Consider the following 18,991-nt stretch of genomic DNA (forward strand, 5'->3'; position numbering starts at 1 on the left):
TCGGTCCGGCCCCAGCCTATCCAGAACCGGCAGGGCCCCTGACCTCGGCGCCCTCATGACGCCCCGGATCTCCTCATATGGTCGTCCCGCGTACCCTTACGGCCATGCGACAACGCCCGATTCCCGGCACTTCCGGTCTGGTCCGCACCATGAGCCTGCTCGGCGATCCGGTGCTCCATTCGGCCTGCGCCGAAGTCACCGAGTTCGGTCCGGAGCTCGACCGGCTCATCGAGGACATGTTCGCGACGATGTACGCGGCGGAGGGCGTGGGGCTGGCGGCGAACCAGATCGGAGTCGCGCAGCGGGTGTTCGTCTACGACTGCCCCGACGACGAGGACGAGCGGCACCTCGGGCACATCGTCAACCCCCGGCTGGTCGAGGTCGACGGGGTGGAGGTGCTCGGGCCCGAGGGGTGCCTTTCCCTGCCGGGGCTGGAGGCGGGGACGGCGCGGTCCGACCGGGCGGTCGTGGAGGGCGTGGACTCGGCGGGGGCCCCGGTGAGGGTCGAGGGGACCGGGTTCTTCGCGCGGTGCCTGCAGCACGAGTGTGACCACCTGGACGGGGTGGTGTACCGGGAGCGGGTCGAGGGGGTTCGGCGGCGGCGCCTTGACCGTGCGATCCGCAAGGCGGGCTGGTCGGCTTAGCGTCGCCCTGCGGCCGGGCCCGCCTGCCGTTGCCACGGCCGTGGGGCCACGGCTGCCGGATTCCGCCGGCCGTGTGAGCAGTCGCGCCGGACCCGTCCGGCGGCCGTGTGGGCAGTCGTGCCGCAGGGCGATGGGGGTCCCCCCTGCTCGAGCGAAGTCGAGAGCTTGGGGGAGGGTGGGCACACGGCACCCCGGTCCCGCGAGGGCTCGCGCAGCCTCCCCACGCCCCGGTCCGGCTACCGGACCGGGCCCGTCCGGGCGCAGCTCCGCTCCAGGGGGGCGCCGGGTCCGGCGGAGCCACTGCCCTGGCCGGACAGCGCTGCGGGCGGAGCCGCGCCATGGCTTCGCTGGGGCCGGAGCGTAGCCCGCTGGGCGCCGTTCCGGTGTGCCCACCCTCCCCCAAGCTCTCGACTTCGCTCGAGCAGGGGGACCCCCATCGCCCTGCGGAACGCCTGCCCACACCTCCGCGGGACCGCCACCCCACCGGCGCGGGAGGGCAACGCCCACGGCGTAGCCGCCCGAAGCTCGGCGGAGGCCGCCAAGACCTCGGCGGAGGTGCCGTCCAGGCATTGGCGGGGCGCCTGCCCGTGGCGGCGTCGACCCAGGCGGGGGGTGCGTCAGAAGCCGGGGCCGTCGGCGAGGTTGCCGGCTGTGGCCAGGCGGCCCCAGAGGAGGTCGGTCAGGCCGGTGACGAGGGCGGCGCGGGAGCAGGGGCGCTCGCCGAGCCACCAGTCGCCGGCGGCGTGCATCATGCCGACGATGCCGTGGCCCCAGACGCGGGCCAGTTCGTCGCCGTCCGGGCCGAGGTCCACGCGTTCCGCGATCACCTTGGCCAGTTCCTCGCCGAGCCGGCGCAGCAGCGGGAGCGAGTGCTGGGCGACCTCGAAGCCGCGGTCGCCCGTGTGCGAGTCCTCGGCCGGGTGCATCAGGAAGCGGTAGACCTGTGGCCGGGCCTCGATCGCGGCCAGGTAGGTGTCCAGCGTGGCCTCGACCCGGCGGCGCCGCTCGGCCGGGGCGTCCAGGGCCGCCCGCAGGGAGTCCAGCAGGGCGTCCGTGTGGCGTACCGCGAGTGCCTGGTAGAGCCCCGCCTTGTCGCCGAAGTGGCGGTAGAGGATCGGCTTCGTGATGCCCGCCTCCGCCGCGATCGCGTTCATGGACGCCTTGGGGCCGTCCCGCAGCACGACCCGGTCGGCGGCCTCGAGCAGTTCCCGGCGCCGCCGTTCGGCCGTGCCCGGGTCCCGGCCGGCCTGCTGCGTGGTCTCCATGACGTTCTCTCTCCCCGCCCGTGCGATGTGCGTGACGCACACGCAACGTAACACCCCGCCCCGGCCCGCGATCGAATCGGAGGTGGCGGAACCGGATGCGAGGTGCCTGGACCGGATTTGTTGACATTTGCTACTCGCCGGTAACAGACTGGGCCCCGCTGCGGGTTACCGCAGGTAACGCACGTGGTGCACGAGCATAGCTGGAGGGGACATGGCGGAGTTCACCATGGAACTCAACGAGGACCAGAAGCAGGTCCGGGACTGGATCCACGGCTTCGCCGCCGATGTCATCCGGCCCGCGGCCGCCGAGTGGGACGAGCGTGAGGAGACTCCGTGGCCCGTCATCCAGGAGGCCGCCAAGGTCGGGATCTACTCGCTCGACTTCTACGCGCAGCAGTTCTTCGACCCGACCGGCCTCGGCATCCCGATGGCCATGGAGGAGCTGTTCTGGGGTGACGCGGGCATCGCCCTGTCCATCGTGGGCACCGGCCTCGCCGCGATCGGCGTCGTCGCCAACGGCACCGAGGAGCAGATCGGGACCTGGATCCCGCAGATGTACGGCACCCCCGAGGACGTGAAGGTCGCCGCCTTCTGCTCCTCCGAGCCGGACGCGGGCTCCGACGTCGGCTCGATGCGCACCCGCGCCGTCTACGACGAGGCCAAGGACGAGTGGGTGCTCAACGGCACCAAGACCTGGGCCACCAACGGCGGCATCGCCAACGTGCACATCGTCGTCGCCGTGGTGGACCCGGACCTCGGGACCAAGGGCCACGCCTCCTTCATCATCCCGCCGGCCACCCCCGGGCTGTCCCAGGGCCAGAAGTTCCACAAGCACGGCATCCGCGCCTCGCACACCGCCGAGGTGGTCCTGGAGGACGTGCGGATCCCCGGCTCCTGCCTGCTCGGCGGCAAGGAGAAGCTGGACGAGCGGCTGGCGCGGGCCCGCGAGAAGGCCAGGGCGGGCGGCGGCGAGAGGGTGAAGAACGCGGCCATGGCCACCTTCGAGGCCTCCCGCCCTGCGGTCGGCGCCATGGCGGTCGGCACCGCCCGCGCCGCGTACGAGGTCGCCCTCGACTACGCCAAGACCCGCACCCAGTTCGGCCGGCCGATCATCGACAACCAGGGCGTGGCCTTCCAGCTCGCCGACATGCGCACGCAGATCGACGCGGCGCGGCTGCTGGTGTGGCGGGCGTCCTGGATGGCGGTCGCGGGCAAGCCGTTCACCTCGGCGGAGGGCTCGATGTCCAAGCTCTTCGCGAGCGAGGTGGCCAAGAAGGTCACCGCCCAGGCCATACAGATCCTCGGCGGCAACGGCTACACCCGCGAGTACCCGGTGGAGCGCATGCACCGCGACGCGGCTATTTATACGATTTTTGAGGGGACAAGCGAGATCCAGCGGCTGGTGATCGCGCGGACCCTCTCCGGGATGCCGATCCGGTAGCCGTTCGGTGTGGCCGGCGCCCCGCCGCGTGCGGGGCGCCGCGTCGTCCGTCACGAGTCTGTCGCGGGGCGTCACGGTCCCGTCACGGGCGGCCCGGACCGGAGGGGCGGCGATCAGCATGGGGTGATGCGTACACATCAGAAGCGTGTCGTCGCCCTCGCGTGTGCCGCCGTCGCGGCCTTCGCATTGTCCGCCTGCGGCAGTGACGGCGAGGACTCGAAGCCGGGTGCCGCGGCTCCGAGTGCCTCACCGTCGGCGTCCGGCGGTCCGTCCGGCAGCCCGTCCGGCGGCCCCGGATCGACCGGGCCGAGTGCGCCGCTCTCCCCCCTGCCCGAGAGTGCCGAGCCCTCCGCCCGGTACCGGAAGCCCGTGGGGGACAAGCGGGTCGTCTACCTGGCCGGGCTGAAGACCGTCCACCTGTCCCTCGTCGCCGACGAGGAGAAGGCCATGGAGAACGGCGTCCAGCAGTGCTACGCCTTCACCCTGCCCGGCATCGACGCCAAGGCCGAGACGGAGAAGCGGTTCAGCACCCCGGAGCATCAGGTCACCGATTTCGACGCGATCATGATCGAAGCGAACCTGAAGAGCACCATCTGCCCCTACTGACCCCGTCCGCCGGTCCCGGCCGCCCCGGCTGCCCCGCCGGGGTCCGCGAGGAGCCGGTCGACGGCCCGGCCGAAGAGGGCGCGGCCCGCCGCCGCGACCGCCGGGTCCAGGAACCGTGGCAGGCCGAAAAGGCGCAGGTCCTCGCGCCAGTGGACCTCGCTGCCGCCCGCCGGGGCGGGGTGGATCTCGATCTCCGCCCAGCCGCGGACCAGGCGGCCGCGCTTCTCCAGCCGGACCACTCCCGGGGCCCGTCCGGCAGGTGGACGCCAGACGGTGACCTCCATCACGTCATTCACCACCAATCGGCCCAATCCGGTCATCGCGGCAAAGCGGGTGCCGATCCGGGTCGGGGGTGGGGTGAGGAGCGCCGTACGCGTCAACGGGACCTGGGCGCCGTGCTGTTCCCAGTCCGTGAGGCGCGTCCACGCCTCCCGCGGGGGCAGCGAACTGCCGCGAACAATCCGGATACCGGGCATGAACGCATCGTAATCGGGCATACGCTGAGTGAACTGGGCCTCGAATACGGGTTCCGTCCCACGGTGGTGATCGGTAATACTCCTCGCCACCGTGGATGGCGGAAGCGACCGGGTGACCACCGGACCCCCGCCCCACTCAGCGAGGAGGTGCGCCATGTGCTCCCACCAGCCCCCCTGCCCGCCCGCCGAGAGCGCCGATCGGGAAGCCGCCCGTGTCCTGGTGTCCCATCCGGAACAGGGCTGGAGCCTGCTCTGCAACGGTGCCGTGATCTTCGAGGACACCGGCGAGCTGCTCCCGGACGGCCGTACGGTCGCCCCCCACCGTCCAGTCCCGGTTCCGGCCTGAACGGGGGCCATCATGCGCCAGCAGCTGATCCGCAAGCCCGTGCCGAAGCCGGCCCCGAGGGATCTGGACCTGCGTACCCCGTCGGGCAGACCCCTCCCGTACTGAACGGGAGACCCGGCAGCGGTACCGAGCAGGACCGAGAGCAGGACCGAGAGCAGTACCGGGCGCAGCGCCCACCGGACGGATCTCAGCCGGTGGGCGCCTGTGCACCGCCCTGGAAGGCCCTCTCGTAGGCCTCGTCGCCGATCGACGCGCGCGCCTGGCGCTCGCCCTCGTCCCGGAGGGCGGCCAGTGAGGGGGATCCCATCTGCGGACGGCCGACCGTCCGCCACCACGCGTGGCTGTTGCCCAGCAGCCGGGCCGCCAGCTCTCCGTCGCCCAGCCCGGCCACGGCCGCCGCCAGCAGGTCCAGGCCCAGCGCGATGCCGAACCGGTCGCCCAGCAGCCGCTTCCCCGAGAGCATCGCCCGGACGTGCCGGGCCGCCTCCCCGTGCTGCCCCAGGCCCAGTGCCGCCACCGCCAGGATGTAGTCCGCGTACGCGCGCATCCAGCGCTCACCGAGCCGTACGCAGGACTCCCGCAGGCCCGTGGCCTCCGCGACGGCCTCCTTGAACCGTCCCATGTCGCAGAGCGCGTACGAGGTCACCACCCGGCACAGCAGCCCACCCGCGCCGTCGGACCGTCCGCCGCGGGCGGCGCGGGCCTCCGGCCCGGCGATCTCCAGGGCCCGGACCGCGTCCCCGGGCATCAGCAGCGAGGCGGACAGCAGGTACGCCGCCCGCAGCTCGCGTTCAGGGTCCGCCACCCGGGCCGCGGCCGCCGTGCAGCGCTCGCCGTACTCCCGGGCCCTGGCCATGTCTCCCCGCAGCAGACACACCGCCCCGGCGGCCCAGAGCCCCTGGGCGTACGCCGTCCCGCGCGGCGGGGCCGTGCGCAGGGCCCGCTCCAGGAACCCCTGGCCCTCGTGCACGTGTCCGCAGGAGAACCAGAAGAACCAGAGGGCGCCGGCCATCTCCAGGGCGGCCACCGGGTCGGTGCCGAGCAGGTGCTCCAGGGAGGCCCGCAGCTGCATGTGGTCGGCGGTCATCCGGCGGTACCAGTCCACCTGGCCGGACCCGAGCCAGCCCCGGTCCGCCGCCTGGGCGAGCTGCGCGTACCAGTGGGCGTGCCGGTCCGCGACCGTCCGGGTCTCGCCCAGCTCGGCGAGCCAGTCCTGGCCGTACTCGCGGATGGTGTCGAGCAGCCGGTAGCGGGCCCCCACGCCCGCCACCTCGGTGCGCAGCACCACCGACTTGGCGGTCAGTGCCGTGAGCACAGCCTCCACCCGGGCCGCGGGTAGCGGGCCGCCGGAGCAGACCGCCCGGGCGGCCGCCAGGTCGAAGCCGCCGGCGAACACCGACAGCCGGGCCCACAGCAGGCGTTCGAGCGGTTCGCACAGCTCGTGGCTCCAGCCGATGGCGGTGCGCAGCGTCTGGTGCCGGGGCAGCAGCGGGGAGCCGGTGTCGGCCAGCAGCTCGAACCGGGCGCCCAGGCGCAGCGCGATCTGCTCGACGCTCCACAACCGCAGCCGGGCACCGGCCAGTTCGAGGGCCAGCGGAATGCCGTCCAGGCGGCGGCAGACCTCGGCGGCGATGGCGGTGCGGCCGGGGTCGGCGAAGGCGTCGGCGGCCCGCGGGGTCGCGGCGAGGGCGCGTTCCCGGAACAGGGCCAGGGCGTCGCTGTCCGGTCCGTCGGTGGGCAGCGGGCGGACCTCGACCAGGGTCTCGCTTGGGCAGCGCAGCGGCTCGCGCGTGGTGGTCAGGACGGTCAGTCCGGGCGCGGTCTGCAGGAGTTCGCCGACCAGGTGGCGTGCGGCGGGGACCAAGTGCTCGCAGGTGTCGAGCACGACGAGGAGCTCCTTGTCCGCCATCCAGGCGCAGAGTTCCTCGTCGGGGGAGCGGCTGGAGTGGACCGCGAGCCCGAGCGCGTGGGCGACGGTGGAGGTGAGCAGCTCCGGGTCGCGCAGCGGGGAGAGCTCCACCCACCAGGTGCCGTCGCGGCGGGTGGGTGTCCGGGCGGCGGCCAGGGTACGGACGGCGCGCAGCGCGAGGCGCGATTTGCCCACCCCGCCGACTCCGGTGAGGGTGATGAGCCGTTGCTCGCGCAACAGGGAGTCGAGCAGCCCGAGTTCGTGCTCACGACCGACGAAGGACGCCGTTTCCGGCGGCAGGTTTCCCGGCACGTTGGCAGAGTCTGGCTCAAAGACGCTGCCCTGCGGGCCCTGCTGACCGTTGTTGACCGGGTACTCACCGTGCGCAGACGCATTGTGCGCGATCTTCACCCGAGTGGCGGCCTCTTCCTGTCGCTATCGGCGGACCAGCTCGACCCGCCGCTCCGCGGAGAAGGAGCCCCAGGTGCCGTCGGGGAGCCGGGCGCGGATCTTCAGGCGCCAGACCGTGCCGGCCGGTTCGGCCACGGTGAGCCGGTGCCCGGCCCGCCCCGGGGGCACCGCGCCGGGAGCGAACTGGATCACCGTGGTCGGCCGTCCGTCCACGTACAGCTCGTACTCGCGGACCTCGTGCCCGGTGTCGGGCGGGATCCACCCGAGGTCCACGGCACCCGGCGACGCGGTGGCGGTGAAGTCGCCGGGGACGGTGGGCGGACCCTCGCCGTCGGCGGGAGCGGTGGTGATCTCGACCGGCGGGCCGTCCGGGGAGGAGTTGTCGGCGCCGTCCCGGGCCCGGACGGTGAAGGTGTAGGCGGTGTCCGGCCGCAGCCCGGTCAGCCGGGTGCCGGTCTCCGTCCCGGCCGAGGTGTGGATCCGTACGCCGCCCTGGTAGACGTCGTAGGCCGTGACGCCGGTGTCGTCCGTGCCCTCCGACCAGGACAGCCGGGCGGCACGGGGGCCGTCCGGGCTGCCGGCGGCCCGCGCGGGGGCGGTCGGGGCCCGTTTGTCGTCGGCCCGCGCGGCGGGGGTGGTCACCTCGGCGGTGACGGCGGCCGGGGAGAGGTTCCCGGCCGCGTCCCGGGCCCGGACGGTGAAGGCGTAGCGGGTCTGCGGCGCCAGGCCGGTGATGTCGGTCATGTGCCGGTCACCCGGCAGCTCGCGGACCGGCGCGCCGCCCTGGAGCACCTGGTAGCCGGTGACCCCGTCCTGCTCGTCGGCCGCCTCCCACATCACGTGCACCGACCCGGCGCCGGCCGCCTGCGCCGTCAGTCCGTCGGGGGCCGGCGGGGGCTCGGTGTCGGCCCGGGTGCAGGCCGCGGCCCCGACGGCGGCCGCGGCGAGCAGGACCGCAGTGGCGGCGGGCAGCGCGCAGCGTCCTCGCGCGGGGCGTCCTCGCACGGGGCCTCCTCACCCTTGCACCAACAGGTCTGGACCTTTATGGCACGGGTGGAGGGTGCTCGACAAGCCTCGGGCATCGGGCCCGACCCCTTGTCCTGACCTGCCACGATTCGTCGCCCGCCGAGTTCGCCCCGGCGAGTTCGCCCGGCGAGTTCGCCCGCCGAGTTCGCCCGCCGGGCGCGGCGGACCTCAGGGTCTGAGGCTCCCGACCACCTCGGCGGTCGTGGAGAGCGTGCTGTGCAGGGTCGAGGCCATGCCGCTGCCCGCCAGGCAGAAGCCGAGGAACACGCAGACCAGGGCGTGGGAGAACTTCAGGCCGCCGCTGCGCAGGAAGATCCAGGCGAGGACGAGGAGCAGGACGACCACGGAGAGGGAAATCACCATCGCAACCTCCTAGTGCGGCGCCATCGTGGCGCAGCGGGAGGGCCGGACGGGGGCATGACGTGTCCGCCGTCCGGGTGTTGACCGTCCGTGACGGGGCCCCGGCCCTTGACGATCTCGCGCCGTCCGTCCGGTCGCGCCCCGCGGTGTAGGACCGCGCCCCCGTGAAATGCGGGCCGCACCCCCCGGTTCCTGATCGTCCATTGCGGATTCGTGAATCATGCTCACCCTCCATGGACTCCTCCGGTCCTGAGACCTAGCGTCGGGCGGCGGCGCGATGTCAGACGCAGTGTCAACAAAGAAGCGGAGGAAGACCGGATGTTCCGAAGAGCGCTGAACTGCGCTGCGGTCCCGGCCCTGGCCGCGCTCGCGGTCCTGAACGGGTCCCTGCCGGCGCAGGCCGAGGAGATACCCCTGGCGCCGGGCCACCGCCTGGTCAGCCACTACGACGGGAGTCCCGCGACCGCCGCCCCGCTGCCCGGCGAGGCCCCGCCGCAGCATCCGTACCTCGCGCCCAACGGCCGCAGCGGCATGCACTCCGACGCGGCCGGCAGCGCCACCGCACCGTGGTCCGGTCCGCTCGGCCGGAACCCGGAGGTGACCAGTGAGAGGATCGCCGCCCTCGGCGGCGAGTGCGCCACGGCCACCTTCGACTCGGGCGGCCGCCTGGTCACCGTGTGCGGCACGTTCTCCGGGTTCAAGGTCAAGCTCCTGGATCCGCGCACCCTCGACACGCTCGCGGAACACCAGCTCCCGCAGCGCTCCTCGACGGTCGAGGCGATCACCTCGCTCGACTTCTCGAAGATCTTCAAGGACACCTCGGGGGGCGCCTACTTCTACCTGGACGACCGGGACCGGGCCGTGCTGGCCGACTCCCGCCAGCACATCCTGCGGCTCGCCCACGAGCAGAGGCCGGACGGCAGCTGGCAGTTCACCGTCGAGAACGACTGGGACCTCACCGGCGTCGTCCCACACGACTGCGTCAGCTGGACCAACCTGTGGCCCAGCGGCAGCTGCGATCCCGTCACCTCCGTGATGCCGGACTGGGACGGCCGCATCTGGTGGGTCACCCGCCAGGGCCGGGTCGGCACGGTGGACCCGGCGACCGGGGCGATCCGCCACGTCCGGCTGCAGGGCGAGGAGATCCAGAACTCCTTTTCGGTGGCCGAGGACGGTGTCTCCATCGTCTCCGACCACGCCCTCTACAGCTTCCGCGCCGCTTCCGACGGCACCCCGCAGGTGCAGTGGCGGCAGACCTACGACCGCGGAACGGGAACCAAGCCCGGCTCCGTGAACCAGGGTTCGGGCACCACCCCGGACCTCTTCGGCAACGGCTACGTCGCCATCACCGACAACGCCGACGACCGTATGAACGTGCTCGTGTTCCGGCGCGGCACCGACGTGCCCGAGGACCGGCGGCTGGTCTGCAAGGTGCCGGTCTTCGGCTCCGGCGCCTCCACCACCGACAACTCCCTGATCAGCTGGGGCAACAGCCTCGTCGTCGAGAACAACTACGGCTACGAGAACCCGACCAGCCTGCTGCTCGGCAAGAGCGTCGTCGGCGGGGTGTCCCGCATCGACGTCCGCCCCGACGGCAGCGGTTGCGACACGGTCTGGGAGAGCGCGATCCGCTCGCCCTCGACGGTGCCGAAGCTCTCCACCGGCAACGGACTGCTCTACTTCTACGAGAAGGAGCCCAACCGCTGGGGCTTCGACGCCTGGTACCTCACCGCGGTGGACTTCCGCACCGGTGAGCGCCGCTGGCGGCAGCTGACCGGCACCGGCCCGCTGTACGACAACAACTGGGCGCCGATCACCCTCGGCCCGGACGGCACCGCTTACATCGGCGTGTTCAACGGGATCGTCGCGGTCCGCGACCGCTCCGACGGCTGATCCCCCAAGGCGGGTCCCGGATCCGGCCCCGGACCGTGCGCCCCGCCGTCGGCGGGGCATGGTCCGGCCGGCCCCGGGTAGGCGGAACGGCAGATCCGTCACGGCTGCCGCCGGCACGGCCGGAGCAGGACGGCACGGCCAGGGAGGACGGCATGTCCACCGATGCCATCGTGATGATGAGGGACGACCACAAGCGGATCCGGAAGCTGATCCGCGACTACCGTTCGGTCGACGCGGCCGCCGCCGGAGACCCCGACCAGACCGGTACCAAGGCCGGCATCGTGGACGAGTTCCTGCACGAGCTGACCGTGCACACCTACGTCGAGGACGAGGCGGCGTACCCGCGGATGCGCCATCTGGTGCCCGAGGCGGAGAGCACGGTGCTGGACTGCCGGGAGGAGCACCACCTGGCCGCCGTGGTGGCCGGCGAACTCGCGGGCATGCGGCCCGGCGAGGAGGGGTTCGACGCGAAGACGCGGGTGCTCATGAGCCTCGTCGAGCGGCACATGGACGTCGAGGAACAGGACCTGTTCCCGAAGGTCCGCGCGTCGGCGGGCCGCAAGGAACTGCAGTCGATCGGCGTCTGGATGGGCGAGACGCGGGAACGGGCACCGCAGCGGCCGCACCGGCCGGTGCTGCGGAAGCTCACGGACGCGCTGTCCGCCTGACCGTGTGACGGCCCGGTCGACACCGGGTGCCGGACCCCGTGCGACGGGGTCCGGCACCACGGCGGAAGCTACTTGGCCGTCCGCTTCATCCGCTCGTTCGTCCGCTCGGCGGATTCCTGGACCTTGCCCGTCATGCGCTCGGCGCGGCCCTCCATCTCCATGCGCTGGTCGTCGGTCATGTCACCGACGGTCTCCTTCATCTTGCCCTTGATCTGCTTGCCCTTCGCCTTGGCCTTGCTCATGACGGATCCTTCCGAGAGGTGTGGGGCTTTTGCCCGGATTTACTCTCTGTCCCGTTCCGCCGGGCCGCAACCGGTGGGGCCCGTGCATCCCCGGCCCGGCACGGGGTACCCGCACGGCATGGACGACACGCCGGCGCCGGCCGGGCGCCCCCTCCCGTACTGGCTGGCCACCACCGACCGGCCGCCGCGGCCTCGCCTGGAGGAGGACCTCGACACCGACGTGGTGGTCGTCGGGGGCGGCATCGCCGGCCTCGCCACCGCCTGGGAGCTGGCCCTCGCGGGCCGCGAGACCGTACTCCTCGAAGCCGACCGGATCCTTTCCGGCACCACCGGGCACACCACCGGCAAACTCACCGCGCTGCACGGCCTGTGCTACGGCCGACTGGCCCGCACGGTGGGTACGGAGGCGGCCGGCCTGTACGCGGCCGCCCAGCAGGAATCCCTGGAACGCGCCGTCGCGCTCGCCGCCGAGCTCGGCGTGGACGCCGACTTCGAACGGCTCCCCGCCTACACCTACGTGGCCGACCCGGCCCGGGCCGGGGAGATCCGGGACGAGGTGGCCGCCGCCCGGGCCGCCGGACTCGACGCCCACTTCGTCACCGAGACCGGCCTGCCCTTCCCGGTCGCCGCGGCCGTGCGGCTGCCGGACCAGCTCCAGTTCCACCCCGCCGCGTTCCTGACCGGGCTGGCCGCGGCCTTCACCGCCGCCGGCGGCCGGATCCACGAGCAGACCCGGGTCACCGACCTCCACGAACACGCCCGGATCCGCCTGGAGACCGCGCACGGACCGGCCGTGCACGCCTCCGAGGCGGTCCTCGCCACCCATTTCCCGCCCTTCGGTCCGGTGTCGCTGATGGTCCGGCTCACCCCCCGCCGGGAACTCGTGATCGCCGCACCCGTGCCCGCGGCGGCCGATCCCCAGGGCATGTACCTCACCCCGGAGGACCGGATCCGCTCCGTCCGCACCGCCCCCCACCCCTCGCCCTCGGGCTTCGCGCAGCGCCTGCTGATCGTGGCCGGGGAGGCCTTCCGGCCGGGTGACCCGGGCACCGCCGAGCGCATGGACCGGCTGACGGAATGGGCCCGCGGGCACTTCCCCGACTTCGGCGCCACCGCCCCGGTGCACCGCTGGGCCGCCCAGGACCTGGACTCCGCCGACGGTGTGCCCTTCGTCGGCCACCTCCACCCCGGCACCGCACACGTGTACGTCGCCACCGGCTTCGGCGGGTGGGGCCTCAGCGGCGGCCTGATGGCCGCCCGACTGCTTGCCGCGCACATCCTGGGCGGCCCGCGCCCGGCCTGGACGGAACTGTTCGACCCACGGCGACTCCCCCCACTGCGGGAGGTACCCGGCCTGCTCGGCTCCCAGGGTGAGATCGCCGGACACTACCTCGGCGACCGTCTGCACCTGCCCGGCGCCGAAGCCGCCGATGCCCTCGCGCCGGGCGAGGCGGTCGTCGTACGAGGGCACCGCCACCACCCCTGTGCCGTGCACCGCGACGGCTCCGGCACCCTGCGCACCCTCGACGCCCGGTGCACCCACATGGGCTGCCTGGTCGCGTTCAACGAGGCCGAAGGGGCATGGGAATGCCCCTGCCACGGCTCCCGTTTCGCACCCGACGGCACCGTGCTGCAGGGGCCCGCCACCACCCCACTTCCGTCCCGGGAGCTCCGATGAGACGCCGCCACCACTTCCACACCGACCACCTCGGACACTCGGTCAGCGCCACCGTCCAGACCGGCCACACCGTGGTGGTGGAGGTCCTGGTCGACGGCAAGGAGACCGGGTACGCCACCACCCGCAAGGACGTCCCGGTCACCGTGCCGGTCGAACTGCCGACCGACCCGCCCACCGCGGCCTCGGTGCTCGCCGCGGCGGGCCCCGGCGGCCCGCACGCCACCTTCACGGCCCCGGACGCCGAACCCCGCCCGATGGCCGCGCGCCCCTACTGAGCCGCCGGTCGGGCGGCGGCCGGGCGCACCGCGTCACCGGTGAGGCGGGCGAAGTCGAGGGCGTTGCGGACGGCGGCCCCGCCGGTGTCGTTGTTGAAGTAGGCGAAGACATCGGCCCCGGCCGGCCAGGCCGCCGCGATCCGGGCCGCCCAGGAGGCCAGGGCCGCCCTGCCGTACGACGGCCAGGGCGCGGCCCGCCCCTGGTGGAAGCGGACGTACCCCCAGTCGGCCGTACGCCAGAGCGGCCCGACGGGCCGGGACCCGACGTCGGCCCAGCACAGCGCGGCCTGCCGGGCGGTCAGCACCGACCGGACCTCGGGGGTCCACCAGGACGGGTGGCGGAACTCCACCGCCACCCGGGTGCCCGCCGGGAAGCAGCGCAGGCAGTCGTCCAGGGACTGCGGGGCGGCGCGCAGGGAGGGCGGCAGCTGGAGCAGCACCGGCCCGAGCCGGTCGCCGAGCGCCGAGGCGTGTGCCATGAGCCGTGCCACGGGCTCCTCCGGATCGCGCAGCCGCTTGATGTGCGTGAGGTACCGGCTGGCCTTGACCGCCATCACGAACCCGGCCGGGGTGCGGTCCCGCCAGGAGGCGAATGTCTCCGGGGAGGGCAGCCGGTAGAAGGCGTTGTTGCTCTCCAGCGTGGAGAAGTGCCCGGCGTACTCCTCCAGCCACAGCCGGACCGGCAGTCCGGCCGGATAGAGCACGCCCGACCAGTCCCGGTACTGCCATCCCGAGGTTCCGACCCGTACCGCCACGGTGGTCCCACCGCCGATCCGTGCTCGACGCCCGGGCCCGTCGCCCGGGCCCTTCACTCGTGCTCGTGCCCGCAGGCGTACTCGTACTTTCGGGGGAATACGGTGCCCGGACCCCCAAGCCGGGCCGGTCGGCTGCCGAAGAAGGGGGTGCGGGCCGTTTCCGGTCCGGCGGCGCGTCCGCGCCGTTCGATCAGCAGGAGGACTCTCCGATGTCGCGTGTGTACAGGACCGCCGGGATCGCCCTGGCCGCCGCCGCCCTCGTTCTGGGCGGCTCCGCCACGGCCATGGCAGACAGCACGGCCGAGGGCTGGGCCCTCGGCTCGCCCGGCGTGCTCTCGGGCAACCTGGTCCAGCTTCCGATCCACGCTCCGATCAACGTCTGCGGCAACAGCGTCAACGTGATCGGTGCGCTGAACCCGGCCGGTGCCGCCACCTGCGCCAACGTCTGACGCGGACCACCGGTGCCGTCCCGTACCCGTACCGCGCGCAGGCGCCGACGGTACGGGGCGGCACGTCAGCCGCACCCAGCGGCTAACCACTCAGGACGGCTTCAAACCCGTCCCGGCGGGTCGGCCCGTGGCACCGCCCCGATCGGGGGAGAGCAGCGGGTCGTCGCGCCGGACCAGCCGGTAGCCGTTCGCGGGACGCGCCGGCCGGCCGTTGCGGCGGCCGCCGCGCGCCGGCCGGATTCCGGAGCGGGCGCGCTGGGCCGCCGCCATGAGCGCGCCCACCGCGGGGCTCTCCCGCCGCAGCCGGTCGAAGCCGCGGATGGAGAAGCCGGCGAGGACCGCCGCGGCCGGCCAGGGCGTGCCGTCGCGCATCGCGGCGAGCAGTATCCGGAGCCTGGCCGGGGTGGGACCGGCGCCGGGCCGGAGCCCGTGGGCGTCGGCCAGTGCGTGCGCCGCCCCGACGGCCGCGGCGAAGGCAGAGTCCAGTTCCAGCCATTCGCGTAGCATCCGCTCGGGCACCCCGGCCGACACCGCGCACGCCGCGAGGTCGAGACCCTGGGCGGCGGCCCGGACGGCGTCCGCCATCCGGGTGATCGTCTCCTCCCGCAGGCTGGTGGACCTGCCCAATGCCTCCCGCAGGGCCCGGTCCACCTCGCCCGTGGGCTCGACCCGGGCCACCAGGTCGTCGGCCCAGTCGTCCTGGACGTCCTGGTCGGTGTGCCGCTCGTTACCGTTCAAGGTTCCCCCGTGCTGTTCCCCGGCGCGTGCCGGTGTCTGCCGTGTCCCCGCGTGGTCGGCGGAGAGCCGGGCGGCCGTCACGGCCGGCTGGTCAGGTATCCGCCCATGGAGGTGAAGTACTCGGCGGCCGGCAGCTCCCGGCCGTCCTCGGTACGGACCCGGGTCAGGGCGAGCCCGTGCTTGCGGCCGGTACGGGCGTCCGCGCCGGCGACGATCACGACGCCCTCGCCCTCGCGGTAGAACACGCGGCCGGGCGTGCCGCCGTAGCGGGCCTGGGAGACCACCGCGGCCAGCACCTCCAGGCGCTTGCCCCGGTGGTAGGTGAACGCGGCCGGGTACGGCGCGGACTGGGCCCGGACCAGCCGGGCGAGGTCGGCGGCCGGCCAGTTCCAGTCGATGCGGATGTCCTCCGCGGAGCGCTTGTGGAAGAAGCTGGCCTGGGAGCGGTCCTGCGGGGTGAAGTCGGTCTCGCCGGCCGCGATCCGGTCGAGCGCGCCCACCGTCACCGGGGCGATCAGGTCAACGGTCTTGTGGAAAAGGTCGGTTGCCGTGTCGGTGTCGCCGACCGGCACGGAGTGCTGCGCCACGATGTCGCCGGCGTCGAGCTCGTCGTTCATCATGTGCGCGGTCACGCCCACCTCCTTCTCGTCGTTGATCAGTGCCCAGATCAGCGGGGAGAAGCCGGCGTACTTCGGCAGCAGCGAGTCGTGCACGTTGAGCGTGCCGTGCCGGGGGAGGCCGAAAATGCGCGGTGGGATCCACGTGCGCCAGTTGTTGGCGACGATGATGTCCGGGTCGGACGCCTTGAGCGCCTCGAACAGCTCCTCGTCGTCGGGGCGGTTGCGGATCATCACGGGGACCCCGCGCTCCGCGGCGAGGTCGGCGACCGAGTCGCTCCAGATCTTCTCGTAGGCGTGCTCGCTCCTGGGGTGTGTCACGACCATCACGACGTCGTGCTTGGAGTCCAGCAGTGCCTGCAGCGTGCGGTGACCCCACGTCTGATAACCGAACATGACAACCCGCATGGGGGCTCCTCCTCAGGACTGTAGCTGACCAAGCGTGAGTAAAGCAAGGCTTACCTAAGTTATCAACCGGGCCTGTTTTCAAGGGAGTTCGGCCACCTGATGGAGTGACATCTTCCGATCCGGTGTGTCGACGGGGCTTGCTTGATCAGGTTAGCCTTGCCTAAATTGTTTGCTCGGTCGCCGTTCCTCCGGCGTGCCCAAAGCGGCTACACCGCATGATTGGGAGTCCCATGTCTCAGGCTCTTGCTGACGACGCACCACTGGTCCATGACCTCATCGGAATCGGCTTCGGGCCGTCCAACGTGGCCATGGCGATCGCGCTCAGCGAGCACAACGCCGGCGTCGCACGGGAGGAGGCGGTCACCGCCCACTTCTTCGAGCGGCAGCCGCAGTTCGGCTGGCACCGGGGAATGCTGATCGACGACGCCACCATGCAGGTGTCCTTCCTCAAGGACCTGGTGACGCTGCGGAACCCGGCGAGCGAGTACAGCTTCCTCTGCTACCTGCAGAGCAAGGGCCGGCTGCTCGACTTCGTCAACCACAAGAACCTCTTCCCGCTGCGGGTCGAGTTCCACGACTACTTCGACTGGGCGGCCGCCAAGGTCGACGACATGGTGTCCTACGGCTGCGAGGTCGTCGCCGTCCGGCCGGTCGTCGAGGACGGGGTCGTGCAGTACCTGGACGTCACCGCCCGCTCCGGCGGGGAACTGGTCACCCACCGGGCCCGCAACCTGGTCGTCGGCACCGGCCTGCGGCCCCGTATGCCCGAGGGCGTCGAACGCACCGAACGGGTCTGGCACAACTCCGACCTGCTCGCCCGCGTCGCCGGACTCGAAGGCACCGACCCGCGGCGCTTCATCGTGGTCGGCGCCGGCCAGAGCGCCGCCGAGAACGTGGCCTTCCTGCACCGCACCTTCCCCGGCGCCGAGGTCTGCGCCGTCTTCTCGCGGTACGGCTACAGCCCCGCCGACGACAGCGGCTTCGCCAACCGGATCTTCGACCCGGGGGCGGTCGACGAGTACTTCACCGCCCCCGAGGAGATCAAGCGCAAGCTGATCGACTACCACGGGAACACCAACTACTCCGTCGTCGACATCGACCTGATCGACGACCTGTACCGCCAGGAGTACCAGGAGAAGGTGCTCGGCACCGAACGCCTCCGGTTCCTGCGGGTCTCCCGCCTCACCGACGTGGTGGAGACCCCGGACAAGGTCCGCACCACCGTCGAGTCCCTGGTCACCGGCGAACGCACCCCGCTCGACGCCGACGTCCTGGTCTACGCGACCGGCTACCGCTCCGCCGACGGACTCGAACTGCTCGGCGGGATCGAGGAGTTCTGCCACCGCGACGACCAGGGCCGGGTCCGGGTCGAGCGCGACTACCGCGTCACCACCGATCCCGAACTGCGCTGCGGGATCTACCTGCAGGGCGGGACCGAGCACACGCACGGCATCACCTCCTCCCTGCTGTCGAACACCGCCGTCCGGGTCGGCGAGATCCTCGACTCGATCATCGGCCGGGCCCGCGTACCGGCCGGGGCCGGATCCGCGCCCGAACCCGCCGCGGACGAGATCGGCTCCGCCCTCTAGGGCGAACGACACGGCCTGGCCGCCCCCCGCTCCACCAGCCCCGCCCGGTGCCGCCCGGTACCGGGCCGGTGGCCTGCGCGCCCTGCACCACCCCCGTGAAAGGAAGTCCCCGTGACCGTTCGACCACGCCCCGTGCTGACGAAGTTCGCCGGAGCCGTTCCCCGCGTGGCCGTCGCCGCTGCCGCCGCGCTCGCCCTGACCGCCTGTGGCGGCGGTGACGGCGACTCCGGCGGCGACAGCACCGGCAGCACCGCGTCCGGCGACACGTCGGCGAAGTCCGGGGCCTTCCCGGTCACCGTCGAGCACAAGTACGGCAGCACCACCCTCTCCGCCGCCCCCAAGAAGGTCGTCACCCTCGGCCTGTCCGACCAGGACGCCGTCCTGGCCCTCGGCGTCACCCCGGTCGGCGCCGTGGACTGGTTCAAGGAGCAGCCGTACGGCAAGTGGCCCTGGGCCAAGGGCAAGTGGGGCTCCACGCCGCCGCAGATCGTCGGCGAGCGCGACGAGTACAACATGGAGAAGATCGCGGCCCTCAAGCCGGACCTGATCATCGCCCAGTACTCGGGCATGAAGAAGGAGCAGTACGAGACCCTGTCGAAGATCGCCAAGGTGGTCGCGCAGCCCAAGGGCGCCGAGGACTACCAGGCCGACTGGCAGGTGATGACCAAGCAGATCGGCAAGTCGCTCGGCAAGGAGGCCGAGGCCGACAAGCTCATCGCCGGCATCGACGAGCGCCTCAAGGCCGTCCGCGACAAGCACCCGGAGTGGAAGGGCAAGACCGTCGCCGTCGGCGAACCCTACGAGCCGGGCAAGTTCTCCGCCTTCTCCCCGAACGACCCCAAGCTGAAGTTCTTCGCCGGCATGGGCTTCGGCACCTCCGACGGCTACCGCGCCGCGCTGGGCAAGGAGAACATCGCCGACCTCAGCTCCGAGCGCCTCGACGTCATGGAGGCCGACCGGACCGTCTGGCTCGGCACCGCCGAGACCGAGAAGGCCATGAAGGCGGACCCGCTGTACGCCAAGACCAAGGTCAGCCAGGAGAAGCGGGACCTGTTCCTGCCCTACAACGACCCCGACATCGGCGCCGCGCTGTCCTTCAACACCGTGCTGAGCATCCCGTACGCCATCGACCAGGTGGTGCCGAAGCTCGAAGCCGTCAAGTAGTCCACCGAGTCCACCGAGTCCACCCAGTCCA

20 protein-coding genes are annotated in these 18,991 nt (G+C 72.5%); 11 read left to right on the plus strand and 9 right to left on the minus strand.

Features of this window, described 5'->3' with window-relative positions; all coding sequences use genetic code 11:
• Positions 1 to 104: 104 nt before the first annotated feature.
• Complete coding sequence (gene def, locus AC067U_RS18170; protein WP_478830718.1) at positions 105 to 644, plus strand: peptide deformylase; 540 nt, start codon at positions 105 to 107, stop codon at positions 642 to 644.
• 617 nt (positions 645 to 1,261) lie between these two features.
• Here the strand turns inward: def and AC067U_RS18175 are convergent.
• Positions 1,262 to 1,909 carry a TetR/AcrR family transcriptional regulator gene (locus AC067U_RS18175; protein WP_478830719.1) on the minus strand — a complete coding sequence of 216 codons (648 nt, stop codon included), beginning with the start codon at positions 1,907 to 1,909 and terminating at the stop codon, positions 1,262 to 1,264.
• Positions 1,910 to 2,120: 211 nt separating this feature from the next.
• Here AC067U_RS18175 and AC067U_RS18180 point away from each other — a divergent pair, with 211 nt between their 5' ends.
• Positions 2,121 to 3,350, plus strand: a complete 1,230-nt coding sequence (locus AC067U_RS18180) for an acyl-CoA dehydrogenase family protein (protein WP_478830720.1) — start codon at positions 2,121 to 2,123, stop codon at positions 3,348 to 3,350.
• A gap of 126 nt (positions 3,351 to 3,476) precedes the next feature.
• Positions 3,477 to 3,956 (plus strand): hypothetical protein, encoded by a 480-nt coding sequence (locus AC067U_RS18185; RefSeq protein WP_478830721.1) that lies wholly within the window; start codon positions 3,477 to 3,479, stop codon positions 3,954 to 3,956.
• On the opposite strand, the gene AC067U_RS18190 is transcribed toward AC067U_RS18185, so the two are convergent.
• Positions 3,950 to 4,453: an SRPBCC family protein gene (locus AC067U_RS18190; RefSeq protein ID WP_478830722.1), complete on the minus strand. Its 504-nt coding sequence runs from the start codon at positions 4,451 to 4,453 to the stop codon at positions 3,950 to 3,952. The two genes, AC067U_RS18185 and AC067U_RS18190, sit on opposite strands and share 7 nt — an antisense overlap.
• A 133-nt stretch (positions 4,454 to 4,586) precedes the next feature.
• Here AC067U_RS18190 and AC067U_RS18195 point away from each other — a divergent pair, with 133 nt between their 5' ends.
• Positions 4,587 to 4,778 carry a DUF5999 family protein gene (locus AC067U_RS18195; protein WP_365111503.1) on the plus strand — a complete coding sequence of 64 codons (192 nt, stop codon included), beginning with the start codon at positions 4,587 to 4,589 and terminating at the stop codon, positions 4,776 to 4,778.
• Between the two features lie 187 nt (positions 4,779 to 4,965).
• Here AC067U_RS18195 and AC067U_RS18200 read toward each other — a convergent pair whose 3' ends face one another.
• The 3 genes from AC067U_RS18200 to AC067U_RS18210 all read right to left on the minus strand — a co-directional run bounded on the left by AC067U_RS18200 (position 4,966) and on the right by AC067U_RS18210 (position 8,487).
• Positions 4,966 to 6,999: an ATP-binding protein gene (locus AC067U_RS18200; RefSeq protein WP_478830723.1), complete on the minus strand. Its 2,034-nt coding sequence runs from the start codon at positions 6,997 to 6,999 to the stop codon at positions 4,966 to 4,968.
• Positions 7,000 to 7,122: 123 nt separating this feature from the next.
• On the minus strand, positions 7,123 to 8,103 hold the full coding sequence (locus tag AC067U_RS18205) for a fibronectin type III domain-containing protein (protein WP_478830724.1): 981 nt from the start codon (positions 8,101 to 8,103) through the stop codon (positions 7,123 to 7,125).
• Between the two features lie 189 nt (positions 8,104 to 8,292).
• Positions 8,293 to 8,487 (minus strand): hypothetical protein, encoded by a 195-nt coding sequence (locus AC067U_RS18210; protein ID WP_478830725.1) that lies wholly within the window; start codon positions 8,485 to 8,487, stop codon positions 8,293 to 8,295.
• A 315-nt stretch (positions 8,488 to 8,802) separates the two neighbouring features.
• Between AC067U_RS18210 and AC067U_RS18215 the strand changes: the two genes are divergently transcribed.
• Entirely contained in the window at positions 8,803 to 10,377 is a 1,575-nt protein-coding gene (locus AC067U_RS18215; protein ID WP_478830726.1) for a hypothetical protein, read from the plus strand.
• A 152-nt stretch (positions 10,378 to 10,529) separates the two neighbouring features.
• A complete protein-coding gene (locus AC067U_RS18220) occupies positions 10,530 to 11,045 on the plus strand; it encodes a hemerythrin domain-containing protein (protein ID WP_478830727.1) in 516 nt (171 codons plus the stop codon).
• 68 nt (positions 11,046 to 11,113) lie between these two features.
• Here AC067U_RS18220 and AC067U_RS18225 read toward each other — a convergent pair whose 3' ends face one another.
• Complete coding sequence (locus AC067U_RS18225; protein WP_478830728.1) at positions 11,114 to 11,287, minus strand: CsbD family protein; 174 nt, start codon at positions 11,285 to 11,287, stop codon at positions 11,114 to 11,116.
• A 118-nt stretch (positions 11,288 to 11,405) separates the two neighbouring features.
• Here AC067U_RS18225 and AC067U_RS18230 point away from each other — a divergent pair, with 118 nt between their 5' ends.
• The gene (locus tag AC067U_RS18230) at positions 11,406 to 12,965 is read left to right on the plus strand and encodes an FAD-dependent oxidoreductase (protein ID WP_478830729.1); all 1,560 of its coding nucleotides are present in this window, start codon (positions 11,406 to 11,408) and stop codon (positions 12,963 to 12,965) included.
• Positions 12,962 to 13,240: a hypothetical protein gene (locus AC067U_RS18235; protein ID WP_478830730.1), complete on the plus strand. Its 279-nt coding sequence runs from the start codon at positions 12,962 to 12,964 to the stop codon at positions 13,238 to 13,240. The genes AC067U_RS18230 and AC067U_RS18235 overlap by 4 nt, the downstream gene beginning before the upstream one ends.
• On the opposite strand, the gene AC067U_RS18240 is transcribed toward AC067U_RS18235, so the two are convergent.
• Complete coding sequence (locus AC067U_RS18240; RefSeq protein ID WP_478830731.1) at positions 13,234 to 13,995, minus strand: DUF72 domain-containing protein; 762 nt, start codon at positions 13,993 to 13,995, stop codon at positions 13,234 to 13,236. The genes AC067U_RS18235 and AC067U_RS18240 overlap by 7 nt on opposite strands.
• Before the next feature lie 209 nt (positions 13,996 to 14,204).
• Between AC067U_RS18240 and AC067U_RS18245 the strand changes: the two genes are divergently transcribed.
• Positions 14,205 to 14,444 (plus strand): chaplin, encoded by a 240-nt coding sequence (locus tag AC067U_RS18245; RefSeq protein ID WP_478830732.1) that lies wholly within the window; start codon positions 14,205 to 14,207, stop codon positions 14,442 to 14,444.
• 90 nt (positions 14,445 to 14,534) lie between these two features.
• On the opposite strand, the gene AC067U_RS18250 is transcribed toward AC067U_RS18245, so the two are convergent.
• Positions 14,535 to 15,182, minus strand: a complete 648-nt coding sequence (locus AC067U_RS18250) for a hypothetical protein (protein WP_478830733.1) — start codon at positions 15,180 to 15,182, stop codon at positions 14,535 to 14,537.
• Between the two features lie 77 nt (positions 15,183 to 15,259).
• Entirely contained in the window at positions 15,260 to 16,207 is a 948-nt protein-coding gene (locus AC067U_RS18255) for a methionyl-tRNA formyltransferase (RefSeq protein WP_478830734.1), read from the minus strand.
• Positions 16,208 to 16,437: 230 nt separating this feature from the next.
• On the opposite strand from AC067U_RS18255, the gene AC067U_RS18260 reads away from it, so the two are divergent.
• On the plus strand, positions 16,438 to 17,796 hold the full coding sequence (locus AC067U_RS18260; RefSeq protein WP_478830735.1) for a lysine N(6)-hydroxylase/L-ornithine N(5)-oxygenase family protein: 1,359 nt from the start codon (positions 16,438 to 16,440) through the stop codon (positions 17,794 to 17,796).
• 111 nt (positions 17,797 to 17,907) lie between these two features.
• Positions 17,908 to 18,960 carry an iron-siderophore ABC transporter substrate-binding protein gene (locus AC067U_RS18265; protein ID WP_478830736.1) on the plus strand — a complete coding sequence of 351 codons (1,053 nt, stop codon included), beginning with the start codon at positions 17,908 to 17,910 and terminating at the stop codon, positions 18,958 to 18,960.
• The last annotated feature ends 31 nt before the right edge of the window (positions 18,961 to 18,991 follow it).

It is taken from the genome of Streptomyces sp. NPDC043853 (assembly GCF_056436025.1).

What these genes read in the sequence shown, in the direction of transcription:
- AC067U_RS18245 (WP_478830732.1), top strand. Translation starts at nt 14,205, where the DNA reads ATGTCGCGTGTGTACAGGACCGCCGGGATCGCCCTGGCCGCCGCCGCC.
- AC067U_RS18185 (WP_478830721.1), top strand. Translation starts at nt 3,477, where the DNA reads ATGCGTACACATCAGAAGCGTGTCGTCGCCCTCGCGTGTGCCGCCGTC.
- AC067U_RS18225 (WP_478830728.1), bottom strand. Translation starts at nt 11,287, where the DNA reads ATGAGCAAGGCCAAGGCGAAGGGCAAGCAGATCAAGGGCAAGATGAAG.
- AC067U_RS18255 (WP_478830734.1), bottom strand. Translation starts at nt 16,207, where the DNA reads ATGCGGGTTGTCATGTTCGGTTATCAGACGTGGGGTCACCGCACGCTG.
- AC067U_RS18210 (WP_478830725.1), bottom strand. Translation starts at nt 8,487, where the DNA reads ATGGTGATTTCCCTCTCCGTGGTCGTCCTGCTCCTCGTCCTCGCCTGG.
- AC067U_RS18230 (WP_478830729.1), top strand. Translation starts at nt 11,406, where the DNA reads ATGGACGACACGCCGGCGCCGGCCGGGCGCCCCCTCCCGTACTGGCTG.
- AC067U_RS18175 (WP_478830719.1), bottom strand. Translation starts at nt 1,909, where the DNA reads ATGGAGACCACGCAGCAGGCCGGCCGGGACCCGGGCACGGCCGAACGG.
- AC067U_RS18220 (WP_478830727.1), top strand. Translation starts at nt 10,530, where the DNA reads ATGTCCACCGATGCCATCGTGATGATGAGGGACGACCACAAGCGGATC.
- AC067U_RS18195 (WP_365111503.1), top strand. Translation starts at nt 4,587, where the DNA reads ATGTGCTCCCACCAGCCCCCCTGCCCGCCCGCCGAGAGCGCCGATCGG.
- AC067U_RS18190 (WP_478830722.1), bottom strand. Translation starts at nt 4,453, where the DNA reads ATGCCCGATTACGATGCGTTCATGCCCGGTATCCGGATTGTTCGCGGC.
- def (WP_478830718.1), top strand. Translation starts at nt 105, where the DNA reads ATGCGACAACGCCCGATTCCCGGCACTTCCGGTCTGGTCCGCACCATG.
- AC067U_RS18215 (WP_478830726.1), top strand. Translation starts at nt 8,803, where the DNA reads ATGTTCCGAAGAGCGCTGAACTGCGCTGCGGTCCCGGCCCTGGCCGCG.
- AC067U_RS18260 (WP_478830735.1), top strand. Translation starts at nt 16,438, where the DNA reads ATGTCTCAGGCTCTTGCTGACGACGCACCACTGGTCCATGACCTCATC.
- AC067U_RS18180 (WP_478830720.1), top strand. Translation starts at nt 2,121, where the DNA reads ATGGCGGAGTTCACCATGGAACTCAACGAGGACCAGAAGCAGGTCCGG.
- AC067U_RS18235 (WP_478830730.1), top strand. Translation starts at nt 12,962, where the DNA reads ATGAGACGCCGCCACCACTTCCACACCGACCACCTCGGACACTCGGTC.